Below are 12,230 nucleotides of genomic sequence, written 5' to 3' on the forward strand. Positions count from 1 at the left end.
TCAGCGAGCAGGGTCGCCGTTCCAGGTGAAACTGTTGACATACTTGCCCATATCCTGAGCTAACTGCAGGTTCGCACCGGACGGCAGACCGGGCCCGAAATCCGGTCCGAACGCGTGATAGGGGCCGACCGCGCCGGCCACGAGTGCCAGGTCGTTCTTGACCGACACCAGCAGCACCGTTCGAATCCTGATGTAGCTGTTGCCCGTTCCCTGCGGCCAGACGTCGGCGACTTCGCCGTAGCCAGGCTGATACCCCACCATCGCATTGGGGATCTCGTAGGCCACCTTGGCGTCGGGGAACTTCTTCTTCAGTAGTTCATCGGCGATATCGCGGGCCGACCGGCCGGCCGCCGGCTGCGAGAACAGTTGCATATAACCGGTGTCGCCGCCGGTGAACTTCGCGGTGATACCTCGGGCGTCGGTGGTGACCTCGTAGGCCGAGCCCGGCGCCGGGTACGAGACCGAGAAGGACCCGTCGGGAGCGGTGAAGCGGGGCAGCCCGGTCACCGGCGTCCCCATCGGTGGGGCACCGCATTCGGGCGGGCACATATAGCGCGGTGCCTTTTGGGTGACCATCAACGACACTCCAACCAGGATCAGCGCGACGACGACGACCCCGGCCGCCCACAGGCCGACCGTGTTGCTGAACCGCGCGTGGCGCAACGCAGGAGCGAGATAGGTGCCCGGCGGCAGCGCGTAGCCCAAGAACTCCTCCTCACCGGTCACCGGGACCGGAGTGGTCACGAACCCTCCGCCACGGGCTGGCGCACCGGCCGCGTTTCACGACGTTGGCGGCGCGATACGCGCGACGAGGCCCGGGTCGCGGCGCCGCAGGCCGGGCAGAAGGCCATATCCGGTACGACGTGCTCGCAGTGCGGGCACAGCATCGGTGCATGCTCGTCGATGGGGTCGGGCACCTCGTGCAGCAGCGCCAGTTGCACACCGATCCGTAACAACACCAGGGAGAGCAGTGTCATCACGACATGGATCCCGAGCATCGAAAGTTGCGGCCAACCCATGACGTCCGCCGCCCCAACGGCGACATGGAGGATCAGCACCAGCACGGTCAGACCGAGCAATGCCGCACGCACACGGCCGGGATGCTCGTGGGAATTGGTGGTCTGGCCCCGGAACCACAAGGCCATGCCGAACAGACCGCCCGCGGCGGCCGCGGTCAGGGGAATCGTCAGGCCGCAGATGCCGGCCTCGACGATCAGTCCTTTGATGGGCCGACTGTATGCGAGCAGGCCGGCGGCGAACTGCGGGGCCAGTCTTGTCAGCGTCGCGGCCGCGGCGAAGATGAGCGCGGCAAATGCCCCAACCACGAAGCCGTCCAGTACTTCTCGCGGCTTTGAGCGCATCAGCCGGACCAGGACGATCGGCACCAGCATCAGGATCATCGCACCGGTCGGGATGGCGATACCTTCCCGCATCAGGTGATGGATGGCCAGGCCCGTGGCCATCGGTACGCCGTAGGCGCGGGCGACCATCTCCCCGGTCAGCAGGATCCAGCCCGCTCCGAGTGCAGCGCTGACGACTCCGGTCAGCACCAGAAGCCAGCCGGCCAGGTCGCGGTACACCTGGGACTCGACCAGATAGAGCACGAACAGCAACGGCAACCCCAGGGCGGCGACGGTGATCAGCGCCGCAGGCAGTTTGGCCACCGAGAATGCGACAAGGCCTAGGAGCACCAGTGCGATACCGACCCGGAACGGGATTCGCGAGCGCTGAGGCAGATGGGGAAACAACGAACTGGCGATCGAGGGGAGCAGCACGCTCTCCCCTGGGGCGGCCCCAAAGGTGTCGCCGCGCAACCACTTCGGGCCGCGCGTTGGCTCGGAGGCCAGATGGTCGCCGCAGTAGCCGCAGAACGCACCGGCCGGGACGTCGATCCGGCAGACCGAACACTCCATCGTCGGAACTTCGTCGTGAGGCGCCGTCATCGGTCGACCACCTTTTGGGTCACTAGAACATTCCGCGCGAGGTTCTCGACATTCGGGGTGCCCAGCCCCGTGACCAGGTCATAACCCGGACCGGCGTTGGCCACCGCGTTGCCGCCCAGGACGACATCGCGAAACGCCGGCAGCGGTGTGCCGCGGGCGATCGTGTAGAGGATCGGGTTGAGATTCCCGATCAGCGAGCCGCCCATGTCGACCACGTACTGGTTCATCAATGCGGTCAAACCGGCCCAGATCGGCGCCGCCAGCGAGGTCCCGCCGCCGATGATCACCTCCTGGTTGAAGACAATCTGCACACCGGTGAACGGATCGGCAACCGCCGAGATATCTGGGGTCAGCCGCTTACCGGCGCCATTGGGGACGTTGAGATCCTGTTGCCAATCCGGGCGCTCGAAAAGGGCCGAGACGCCTCCGCCGGTGCCCTGGGACAGCGGCGGGTCGAACCACGATTGTTCGGCAAGCCAGCCGCCGTTGGCGTCGGTGGACACCGTCGTGCCACCCACGTCGGTCATCTCCGGCATGGAGGCCACCGCGTCGAGCCCGACGTCGTTCTCGCTCGGCGGTGACGACCACTCGTCGCCGCCCTTGCAATCGAGGCCGGCCAAGTCACCGCTGGCGTCGAAAGCCGTTGTGCCCGAGCGGTGCGCAGCGGACAGTGCTGCGCGCACCGGCACCAGGTCGGGAGCAGTGATCAGCTTGTCGCAACCCCAGCCGATGGAAAAGCTCCACACCGCACCCGGATAACTCCGTTCGGTGTCCTCCATCAATTTCGCGATCTTCTCGTACGATCCGTCACCCTCGACGGTCGAGCGTGCGTTGACGAGAACCTTTTTCGCGTCGGGCACGATCGCGTGGATCGCCTCGAGGTCCATGGTCGCCTCGCCGCGGCGGGCCGGCGGCATGCCGCCGACGACGTCCGGGGTGAACTTCGGCAAGTTGAACGTGGTCGAGAAGGTATTGAGGTCGGCTTGGTCGAAACCGTCGAAAGCGAATACGACGACGGTCGTGCCCGTGCCGGTGTAGCCCTTCTCGTGCAACGGCATCGCGTTGTACGTGCGCAGCAGAGCGCTGGGGTTCAGGCCTTGGTCGGGGACCTCCAGCGGCAGCATCCAGACCTTGGACTCGCGGTGCGGCGTATAGCCCAGGATGCGGCCGAGACCGGCGAGCTCCGCGCTGAGTGATTGCGGAACAGACGGCTGCTGCGGCGAGGCGTAGAAGACCTGGCCGCGCTTGCCCCGGTAGTCGTGGACTTCGACGCCGAAGGCACCGGACACCGCGGCGGGCGCGCCTTCCAGGATCGCCCAGGTGTCTCCCGGGCGCCAGCGCACCGAAAGGTTTTGTTGGACAGCCCATCCCATCAGAAGATCGGGACGGGAGTCGTCGCGCAGTGCCGCGGTCAGCTGAATGTGGTCGGTATGTGCCGGACCGAGGTCGACCGAGCTGGCGAGCAGAGACGCGTACGGGCCGCTGATCGCCCCGGCTTCGGCGGGCGCCGAATGCCGATGGAGATCAGCGACCAGTACTGCGGCTGCGGTGAGCACCCCCAACAGCCCCACCACAGACAGCGCGCGAAGGCGTTGTGCCCCGATCACTGTCGGCGGCGGGTCGCTGTGGACGGATGCGGACCGGTTGGCTCATTGGCCGCCGGTGATGACGTTGCCGGGCAGCGCGGTCGGTGCGGGCGGAGCCTTGACAGTGGGTGTGAAGGAGTTGGCGCCACCAGGCGACACAGCCTTCTCCGTGGGCGACGGCGCGGGAGCGCTCGTCGTCGTGGTCGGCGTGGTGCTCTCCGGCGCCTTGTCCTTATCTTTGCCACAAGCGGTCAGCGTGCCCATGCCGACGATCGCGAGCCCGCCAGCACAAAGCGCAATCTGCCGAGTCAAACGACCTGACTTCATGATGAGTCCTAACTTTTTTCGTGCCGGGAATTATTTTTGCGTCGCTGACTGGCCCGGCAGTTAACCAGCCCACCCCCGAAGGGCTGAGGATCCCCAAGATATCTCACCTCACCAGCAATTGCATAGCAACTTTTGCTACCGGCGAAAACAACGGGCACGGAGCCCGCGTGGCAGCGGCACCTCGGCGGGCCTCAATGCTAGGAACGAAGCATGGTACGAAGCTGCCGAGAATGCACCGCTGGCCTGGGACATTGCCACGGTACGCTCATCCTCCACACCGCGCATCGCGAGGAATGCACCGAAGAAGGTTGCACCGCGCCCGAGCTAATCCTTCACGCGCTGGTGATCGATTGCGACACGGTGGGATGCGACTGCTCTCAGCAAACATCAGTCCGATTTGCCGTGTAAATCCTGTCAGCCCATGGGATCCACGGGCTGAAGCGCATCCTCGACCGGATGTGCGTCGGGCTCGGGATAAAACGGCGGGCTCAGCGCCCCCCACTGCACACAGCTCCATCGACCGTCGGTGATCGGTGACAACACCACCGACTCCGCGTTGGCCAGATGGTGGTCGAGCACGAAACTGCTCTCCACACCGGCCAACGTGGCCGCGACCAACCGGATGGCCGCGCCGTGGCTGACCACGATGATGTCGTCGGTCCAGGCGTGGTCGTCCAGATAGCGCAGCCGCAGCTCGGTGACCACCGGGACGTAGCGGTCCAGGACATCACTGGCGCTTTCTCCGCCGGGCATCGGGACCGCCAAATCGCCTTCAAGCCAGCGCCTGTAGATCGCATTGAACTCGGCGATGGCATCATCGTCGTCGCGGTTCTCCAGGTCGCCGGCCTGCACCTCGTGGATACCGGTGAACTCCTCGGCGGATAGCCGAAGTTGGGCACCGATCTCGGCCGCCGTCTGGGCGGCCCGGTTGGCGATCGAATGCGCCAGCAGCCCGGGAGGCCGGGCACGGGCCAACGCGAAGTCGCGCGCCTGTTCTCGACCGAGGTCGGTGAGGTCGGCCCCGGGAGGCCGGGTGTCGAGACGGCGCTCGACGTTTCCGTAGGACTGTCCGTGGCGCATGAGGATCAGCCGTCCAGTCATGTCGGGTCCCCCTCCCGGAGCCGGGCCAACCAGCGGTCGGCCTCGTCGAGCTGCGGCGGTATTGCGCCGGTCGCCGATTCCGTCGGCCACGAGCCCAGATAGCGAACGTCGGCACACCGCCGATGCAGAGCCTTGAGAGCCTCGGCGACCGCACTGTCGTCAATGTGGCCGACGCAGTCCAGGAAGAAGACGTAGGTGCCGAGTTCAAGGCGGGTGGGCCGGGATTCGATGCGGGTCAGATCGATGTCGCGGATCCCGAATTCGGTCATCGCCGACACCAGCGCCCCGGGCGTGTTGTCGATCCGCAGCACCACCGAGGTGCGGTCGGCACCGGTACGCGCAGGCGGCGTGCCCGGACGACCGACGAGGACGAACCGCGTCCTGGCATTGGGTTCGTCGACGACCCCGTCAGCCACGGTGGACAGGCCATACCGCTGCGCGGCCAGGGCGGTGCTGACACCGGCATCGGCGCGCCCCGCCGCCACCTCCTGCGCGGCGGCGGCATTCGAATTAGCCGGGACGAGAACAGCTTCCGGCAGATGCGTGGCCAGCCAGCGCCGGATTTGCGCGGCGGCGATCGGGAACGCCGCGACGGTGCGCACGGAGTCTCGGTCGTGGCCGTCGCGCACGACGATGCTGAAGCAAACATCCAGGGTCAGCTCGGCGTAGACCTGCAGCGGTGAGCCGGTGGCCAGGCTGTCCAGGGTGGGCAGCACCGTGCCCTCGATGGAGTTCTCGATCGGCACGCAGGCGAAGTCGGCTGCTCCGTTCCGCACGGCCGCCAGGGCTGCCGGGGTGCTGTCGGTCGGCTGAGGTTGGGTATCACTGCTGCCGCCCGGGACCACACCGCCGGCGCACATCTTGAGAAGTGCCGCTTCGGTGAACGTCCCCTCGGGACCGAGGTAGGCGATACGGGCCACGGTGCAACCCTATCGGGTCGGCCACACAGGGAACCCTTGCGCGACCACGCGGTGATAGTTAACTTAGGCTTACCTCACTAACTGGAAGGTGCGCGATGACCTCAGCGACGCTCACTACGCCGTCCACCGCCGAACGCGTCCGCAGCGCCTGCGCACGTGCCGCTGGTGCAATGCTGGTCGCCGACGGTGTCGCCCCGGCCACCACGCCCATTCACCACCTGCTACCGGGTGGTTCTTTCGCGGTGAGCCTGCTGGCCCACTCCCCACTTGCCGTCTGCACCCGCGCCGCCGGGACCGAGGGCGTGGCAGCCGTCCTGGAGCTCACCGACTTCGCCCCACTACCGCTGCGGGAGCCCGTGCGGTCGCTGGTGTGGATCCGCGGCCGTGTGCACAGCGTGCCCGCGCATGCCGTGCGCACGATGGTCGACATGATCGCGACCGACCACCCGAACGCGGCGCTGCTGGACATCGGCGCAGGACAGGTCCTGCTGCTGCTCGAGGTGGAATCGGTGGTTGTCGCTGACGCCGGCGGGGCCGAGACCGTCAACGCGCACGAACTGATGACGGCCGAGCCAGACCCGTTCTGCGAGCTCGAGTCGGCATGGCTGTGCCATCTGGACAGTGATCATCCCGAGGTGTTGGAGCGGCTGGCCGGCAAGCTGCCCGCGCCACTGCGGCGCGGGCGGGTCCGCCCCCTTGGTCTGGACCGCTATGGTCTGCGCCTGCGCGTCGAGGGTGCCGACGGTGATCACGACGTCCGGTTGCCGTTCGGCGAGCCGGTGGCTGACGTGCCGGGTCTGGGCCGGGCCATCCGGTTGCTGATGGGTTGCCCGTTCGTCAACGGGCTGCGCGCACGCCGGATGTAGGGCCGTTACCGTGGCGGGGTGAGTGCCACCCGCGACGAATTCCTCGCCACTGACCGGCGTGGCCTGCGCATCGAAGTCGGCGTCATGCTTGCCGTCACTTTCGGCGTCAGCGGCGTCATCGCAATGCTGCAGCTGTTCGACGCGGTGCTGTCCGGGCTCTCGGGGCGCCGAGTTCGGTTGAACCCCAATCTCTCTCGCTATGACCTGATCAATCTGGGTCTGAACCTGGCATCGGTGGCTCAACTGGTGGCGTGGGGAGCCCTCGGCCTTTATCTGTTGTGGCGCAGCGGGACCACCCCGGCCCGGCTCGGACTGCGCCGCGTGCAGTGGCGTGATGTCTTGGGCGGCCTCGGCCTGGCCGCCCTGATCGGTATCCCCGGCCTGCTGCTGTATCTGGCCGGCCGATGGCTTGGGATGAACGCCGAGGTGGAGCCCGCGGCCCTGCACGACACCTGGTGGCGCATCCCGGTACTGATCCTGTCGGCATTCGCCAACGGGTTCGCCGAGGAAGTCGTGGTCGTCGGCTACCTGATCACCCGGCTCAAACAGCTCGGTCTGAACCAGAACCGGGCGATTCTGGCCTCCAGCGTGTTACGCGGGATGTACCACCTCTATCAAGGCTTCGGTGCGGGACTGGGCAACCTGGTGATGGGCGTGGTCTTCGGATACGCGTGGTGCCGGACGGGCCGGCTGTGGCCACTGGTGATCGCGCACGGCGTCATCGACACCGTCGCGTTCGTCGGTTACGTCGCACTCGCCGGCCATCTTGGCTGGCTCAAGTGAGCCGGGCACGTAAATTGACGTGGTGAGCGAGGAGTGGCCACCGCGGCCCGCGGCGGATCTGCCGACTGAGCGCATACCGCGTCAAGCCTCGCCACCGGCCCACCCGCCACTGCGGGAGCCCTCACAGGTGATCCGGCGGGACCCGGGCCGCGTGCCGCCGCCCCCACCGCCACAGCGCGCCCCGGCACCGCCAAGGCGACCTCCCCCGCCGCCACCACTAGCGCGGCCTCCCGCTGCCCCTCCGGCTGCACCACCGCCACCACCGCCACCACCGCCTAAGCTCAAGCGCAAAAAGCGTTGGGGTCGAAGGATTTTCGTCACGCTGATCATCGTGCTCCTAATGGTCGGAGGCGGGCTCGTCGGCGGCGCCGGGTGGATCGACACCTCCCTGCGCCGGGTCGCGGTCTTCGACTACGCCGACCGTCCCGAAGCGGGCGCGGGCACCACGTGGTTGCTCGTCGGCTCCGATAGCCGGGCCGGGCTGACCCCCGAACAACAGGCCGAGTTGACCACCGGCGGCGACCTCGGCAACGGGCGGACCGACACGATCCTGGTCGTGCACATTCCCGCGCTCGGCTCCGATGCCCCCACCACGATGGTCTCGCTCCCCCGCGATTCCTATGTGGACATCCCCGGCCACGGCAAGGACAAGATCAACGCCGCCTTTGCCGAGGGCGGCGCACCGCTGCTGGCCCAGACCGTCGAGCAGGCCACCGGCCTGCGTCTCGACCATTACGCCGAGGTGGGTTTCACCGGTTTCGCGGTGGCGGTCGACGCGCTGGGGGGTGTCCGGGTATGCCCGACCGACGCGATCGACGACCCGCTGGCCGGGGTCAATCTGCCCTCTGGCTGCCAGACCCTCGACGGCCGCAACGCACTGGGTTACGTGCGGTCCCGGGCGACCCCGCGTGCCGATCTGGACCGAATGGTCCACCAGCGGGAGTTCATGGCCGCAGTGATGCACAAAGCCAGCAGCGCGGCAGTGTGGCTCAACCCGTGGCGCTGGTACTCCGTGCCGCACGCCGCCGTCGGGTCACTGACTGTCGACAATGGTGACCACGTCTGGGATCTCGCGCTGCTGGGCTGGGCACTGCACGGCTCGACCACCGCGATCACGGTGCCGATCGGCGAGTTCACCGACAACGACTCCGGTTCAGTCGTCGTGTGGGACTCCGATGCGGCCGAGCAGTTGTTCACCGCGCTGCGCACCGATTCGGTGATCCCGAAGCCAGCGCTGGACGCCCCATCCTAGTCGCCCGGGACGGCTAACGGGTTCTGCAGCCAGGCCTTGGTCCGCCCCGGATGGTTGGTCGCGATCCAGCCGACGCCCAGATCGCGGCAGTAGCCGACGTCCTCGTAGTGGTCCACGGTCCAGCAGTACATGGCCCGGCCCTGTGCGGCGGCCCGGTCGACGAGCTCGGGATGCTCGCGCAGGGTCCCGATCGACGGTCCGACTGCCGTCGCCCCGACAGTCGTGGCCGCGCTGCCGCCCAGATACCGCGACGTCTCACCCAGCAGCACTGTCGGCAGTAGCGGCGCCGCGCGCCGGATCCGCCACACCGCGGCGGCTGAGAACGACATCACCACGGCCCGGGAGAGAGCCGCTGACGCCGGTGCCGCAATGCCGTAGCGATGCAGCAGGGCGAGGACCTTGCTCTCGACCAGCCCGCCGTAGCGCACGGGGTGCTTGGTCTCGACGAACAACTTCACTGGCCGGTTCCAATCCAGGACTAGGCGCACCAGGTCGTCGAGGGTGAGCAGGCCCGTGCCGGTCGGCGGCTCATCGGATCGCGCGCTGCTGTGCCAGGCCCCCCAGTCCAGCCGTTTGAGTTCGGCCAGTGTCATCTCGCTGACCAGACCGGTGCCCGTCGACGTGCGGTCCACCCGCCGGTCGTGCACACACACCAGGTGGCCGTCGCGGGTCAACCGGACGTCGCACTCGACTCCGTCGGCGCCTTCGGCCAGCGCTAGCTCGTACGCGGCCAGCGTGTGCTCGGGGCGCTCAGCCGAAGCTCCGCGGTGGGCAACCACGAAGGGGTGCCCGTCGAGCGGTTCGCCGGCCGAGTGCATACGCCTATGCTGCCGGTTCCCGTTGGTCCTGCTCAACCGCTGGCAGCGACGCGGGCTCGGCGGGCTGGTCGTGCGGCCGGTCCTGGGGTGAGTCCTGGCCGACCACCACCCACCGGTGCAGCGGCCGTTCGACGGGTTTGCGCACGAAGGCGTCTAACAACTGCCACAACAGCGCCAGTACGCCGGCACCCAGCAGGTAGGCGATGATCACCGTCACTGTGTTGTCCGCGATGCCCTGCGGTTTGGTGGTGAAACTCGTGGCGATCCCGAAGATGGACACCGCCGTCGACAGGATCCAGGCGATCCACCACGCCGTGATCGGCCCGCGCACTCGCGCGTACGTCTGCTCGGCGCGGGCGAGTTCGATGACGTACACCGGCGCCCACACCAGGTTCACGACCGGTACCAGGCAGCCCGCCCACAGCGCCCATGTCGGCCGCGGGTCGTCGTGGCCGAGGTGTTGATAGACCGCGGCGCGACGCGCGATCAACCATGACGTCGTGACGACCGCGGTCAGAATGACCGCCACGATCGCGGCCAAGCTGGCCAACACGCCGAGCCACAGCGCCGCGCCGGCGACGAGAGGCGGAAGGAGTGCGGTGCGGTTGATCAACAGCAGTACGTAGCGAACGATGTGGACCGCTGCCGCCAGGCCGAAGATCGCGATCGCCGAGAGCAGCGCCGCGCGGACCGTGACGGGCGCGGGTCCGGACTTGGCGGCACCGTCGTGATCCGGCGGGATCGGCGCGACCTGGTCGGCGAGGCCCCACCGCGGGATATCGGCGTAGCGCGGTGTCGGCCCGAGATCACGACGACGGCGACGAGGCGGGGGCGGGGGCCCCGGGCGGACCGCGATCCAGCGAAATCCCTGGGGCAGCCGCGGACCGGGTGGCCGCGGACCGGGTGGCCTGGCCGGTGGGTGGCTCGTCGCGCCGGGACTCCAGCGCGGATCAGGCGCATTGACCGGCGCCATCAGGGCGCCGTTGCAACGGGGGCACCAGCTGCGCTGACGGTCGCGCACGTTCCACCGTGTCCCGCACTGGGAGCACACCTGAATCACGCGGACCAGCCTAGCGAGCGGAACTTGGGTGCGGCGTGCTGCGGCAGGGCAGAAGTGGGTGCCAGGCGGGCTGGGATTGTGGCACGCAGTGCAACTTCGGCCATCGTGTAAATGTAGCAATGACTGGACTATCCACAGTTTCCACAGGTTTATCCACAGGTGTTCATGCGGGTAAATGGACCTTGAGCGCACCATCTCGCCACCAAACCGCGGAGTACTTGTGGATAACCCGCCGGGGTGTGCGCGCGCTGATCAACAAGTTTAGTAGCGGGCGAGCGAAATCGGTCGCTTGCCAGCGGTCGGAAACACCACCGCGACGCGCCGCGCGACACGCCGAAGCCATTGAGCCAACCGTGATCTTGGATAACCCTTTCGCAATCAACAAACCCGAAATCTCGACGAGGTCCTGGATCCTGGCTGACCAGTTTTCCTCGGGGTAGGTGAAGGGTTATGATCGCGCTCACAGAAGAGTGTGTGACTAACTTCACTGGGAGTGGTAGTTGAACATGCAGGTCAGGGCGGTGTGATGGCATCCCAGTCAGTCCGGGCACAGTCTGGCTCGAAGCCGTCGTATCGGTATGTCGCTTCGGCGACCTGTAATCGCGCGTACATGCTGGCCGCCCTGCGCGCCGGCGTGATCGCTCTGGTTCTGCTGGGCATCCTCGCCGTCATCGTTCTGTTCTGAGCCGTCCCCACCTTTACCTGCCGCGTGCCGAACCGATATCGGGTTGGCACCCGTGTCGCCTTGCTGACGCGCGTTCCGTGGCGCATCCTGAGTTGAACCGACCCGCAGTCGTGTCGCACTGACATACCCAAGTGTCGCGGAGGCGAGATGGAAAATGGTTCCGGGCGTGCAGTCGAAGTCGCGCCCTTTCATTCTCGTGGTGCCCTGAAGGGCTTCGTCGTATCCGGTCGCTGGCCGAACTCGACGAAGGAGTGGGCGCAGCTTCTGATAGTCGCGGTGCGGGTGGCGTCCCTACCCGGGTTACTCTCCACCACAACAATTTTCGGTGTTCGGGAGGAGCTTCCCGATAAACCGCACCCCGGCACCGTCGGGCTGGTCCTCGCCGAAGGCACGGTGGTGGGTGAATCTGCAGTTGCGCCAGGACATTTCGCCGACAGGCAGCCGCCAGCACTGTTGATGCTTCACCCGCCGTCAGAAACCATGCCGTCGCTGCCGGAATGCCTGGGAGCCGCATCGGGTTGCGTTCTCCTGCCGGGCATTCCACATCTCGGCCTGGAGCACCGCGCCGCGTGGGTCGAGGCCGAATCGGATGGCACCATCACCAGCATGGTGAGCCGGGTCGGTGTAGACCCGATCAGCCACCCGGACACCGCGATCCTGGCGATGCTACTTGCCGCGTAGAGGTTTTGAGGGCTACCAAACTTTCTTTCGCGGCGAATCAAAATTATTGGCGCTGTTGGGTTTTCAGCTGGCTTGAGTTGCGCGCACCGCTCCAGCGCCCGTAGAGTTGGCGGCAGCGAAGGGGAGTAGCCTCCAATCGGATAATCGACATACTGGCCTGGCGCGCAGCGCGGGGCCCGGTTTTCCGGCCGGCATCACAACCGGTGGG

13 protein-coding genes are annotated in these 12,230 nt (G+C 67.1%); 5 read left to right on the plus strand and 8 right to left on the minus strand.

What is annotated here, in order from left to right; translation table 11 throughout:
- From G6N13_RS06880 to pheA, 6 genes are all read right to left on the minus strand, one after another.
- Entirely contained in the window at positions 1 to 744 is a 744-nt protein-coding gene (locus G6N13_RS06880) for a hypothetical protein (protein ID WP_163695599.1), read from the minus strand.
- Positions 741 to 1,943, minus strand: coding sequence for a zinc ribbon domain-containing protein (locus G6N13_RS06885; protein ID WP_163695602.1), 1,203 nt, complete (start codon positions 1,941 to 1,943; stop codon positions 741 to 743). Before G6N13_RS06885 ends, G6N13_RS06880 begins: the two co-directional genes overlap by 4 nt.
- Positions 1,940 to 3,514: a S53 family peptidase gene (locus tag G6N13_RS06890; protein WP_235677952.1), complete on the minus strand. Its 1,575-nt coding sequence runs from the start codon at positions 3,512 to 3,514 to the stop codon at positions 1,940 to 1,942. The genes G6N13_RS06885 and G6N13_RS06890 overlap by 4 nt, the downstream gene beginning before the upstream one ends.
- Positions 3,515 to 3,592: 78 nt before the next feature.
- Positions 3,593 to 3,856 carry a hypothetical protein gene (locus G6N13_RS06895; protein ID WP_163695604.1) on the minus strand — a complete coding sequence of 88 codons (264 nt, stop codon included), beginning with the start codon at positions 3,854 to 3,856 and terminating at the stop codon, positions 3,593 to 3,595.
- Between the two features lie 414 nt (positions 3,857 to 4,270).
- On the minus strand, positions 4,271 to 4,957 hold the full coding sequence (locus G6N13_RS06900; protein ID WP_163695606.1) for a histidine phosphatase family protein: 687 nt from the start codon (positions 4,955 to 4,957) through the stop codon (positions 4,271 to 4,273).
- Positions 4,954 to 5,877, minus strand: coding sequence for a prephenate dehydratase (gene pheA, locus G6N13_RS06905; RefSeq protein ID WP_163695609.1), 924 nt, complete (start codon positions 5,875 to 5,877; stop codon positions 4,954 to 4,956). Before pheA ends, G6N13_RS06900 begins: the two co-directional genes overlap by 4 nt.
- 95 nt (positions 5,878 to 5,972) lie before the next feature.
- Here pheA and G6N13_RS06910 point away from each other — a divergent pair, with 95 nt between their 5' ends.
- Genes G6N13_RS06910 through G6N13_RS06920 form a run of 3 tightly spaced genes read left to right on the plus strand, consistent with a single transcriptional unit; the run spans position 5,973 to position 8,778 of the window.
- A complete protein-coding gene (locus tag G6N13_RS06910; protein WP_163695613.1) occupies positions 5,973 to 6,743 on the plus strand; it encodes a DUF2470 domain-containing protein in 771 nt (256 codons plus the stop codon).
- An 18-nt stretch (positions 6,744 to 6,761) separates the two neighbouring features.
- Complete coding sequence (locus G6N13_RS06915) at positions 6,762 to 7,526, plus strand: CPBP family intramembrane glutamic endopeptidase (protein WP_163695616.1); 765 nt, start codon at positions 6,762 to 6,764, stop codon at positions 7,524 to 7,526.
- Between the two features lie 58 nt (positions 7,527 to 7,584).
- Positions 7,585 to 8,778, plus strand: a complete 1,194-nt coding sequence (locus G6N13_RS06920) for an LCP family protein (protein ID WP_235678046.1) — start codon at positions 7,585 to 7,587, stop codon at positions 8,776 to 8,778.
- On the opposite strand, the gene G6N13_RS06925 is transcribed toward G6N13_RS06920, so the two are convergent.
- Both G6N13_RS06925 and G6N13_RS06930 read right to left on the minus strand, forming a co-directional pair.
- Positions 8,775 to 9,596, minus strand: a complete 822-nt coding sequence (locus tag G6N13_RS06925) for a glycerophosphodiester phosphodiesterase (RefSeq protein WP_163695619.1) — start codon at positions 9,594 to 9,596, stop codon at positions 8,775 to 8,777. The two genes, G6N13_RS06920 and G6N13_RS06925, sit on opposite strands and share 4 nt — an antisense overlap.
- 4 nt (positions 9,597 to 9,600) lie before the next feature.
- On the minus strand, positions 9,601 to 10,656 hold the full coding sequence (locus G6N13_RS06930) for a DUF4328 domain-containing protein (protein ID WP_170310441.1): 1,056 nt from the start codon (positions 10,654 to 10,656) through the stop codon (positions 9,601 to 9,603).
- Between the two features lie 526 nt (positions 10,657 to 11,182).
- On the opposite strand from G6N13_RS06930, the gene G6N13_RS24090 reads away from it, so the two are divergent.
- Both G6N13_RS24090 and G6N13_RS06935 read left to right on the plus strand, forming a co-directional pair.
- A complete protein-coding gene (locus tag G6N13_RS24090) occupies positions 11,183 to 11,341 on the plus strand; it encodes a hypothetical protein (RefSeq protein ID WP_170310442.1) in 159 nt (52 codons plus the stop codon).
- Positions 11,342 to 11,488: 147 nt separating this feature from the next.
- A complete protein-coding gene (locus tag G6N13_RS06935) occupies positions 11,489 to 12,022 on the plus strand; it encodes a peptidase (protein ID WP_163695622.1) in 534 nt (177 codons plus the stop codon).
- The last annotated feature ends 208 nt before the right edge of the window (positions 12,023 to 12,230 follow it).

Origin of the sequence: Mycolicibacterium sarraceniae, from assembly GCF_010731875.1 — a bacterium.
Taxonomy (GTDB): Bacteria; Actinomycetota; Actinomycetes; order Mycobacteriales; family Mycobacteriaceae; genus Mycobacterium; species Mycobacterium sarraceniae.

Excerpts from the sequence above, each read along its gene's own strand:
- G6N13_RS06895 (WP_163695604.1), bottom strand. The coding sequence starts at position 3,856 with ATGAAGTCAGGTCGTTTGACTCGGCAGATTGCGCTTTGTGCTGGCGGG.
- G6N13_RS06935 (WP_163695622.1), top strand. The coding sequence starts at position 11,489 with ATGGAAAATGGTTCCGGGCGTGCAGTCGAAGTCGCGCCCTTTCATTCT.
- G6N13_RS06925 (WP_163695619.1), bottom strand. The coding sequence starts at position 9,596 with ATGCACTCGGCCGGCGAACCGCTCGACGGGCACCCCTTCGTGGTTGCC.
- G6N13_RS24090 (WP_170310442.1), top strand. The coding sequence starts at position 11,183 with ATGGCATCCCAGTCAGTCCGGGCACAGTCTGGCTCGAAGCCGTCGTAT.
- G6N13_RS06910 (WP_163695613.1), top strand. The coding sequence starts at position 5,973 with ATGACCTCAGCGACGCTCACTACGCCGTCCACCGCCGAACGCGTCCGC.
- G6N13_RS06900 (WP_163695606.1), bottom strand. The coding sequence starts at position 4,957 with ATGACTGGACGGCTGATCCTCATGCGCCACGGACAGTCCTACGGAAAC.
- G6N13_RS06885 (WP_163695602.1), bottom strand. The coding sequence starts at position 1,943 with ATGACGGCGCCTCACGACGAAGTTCCGACGATGGAGTGTTCGGTCTGC.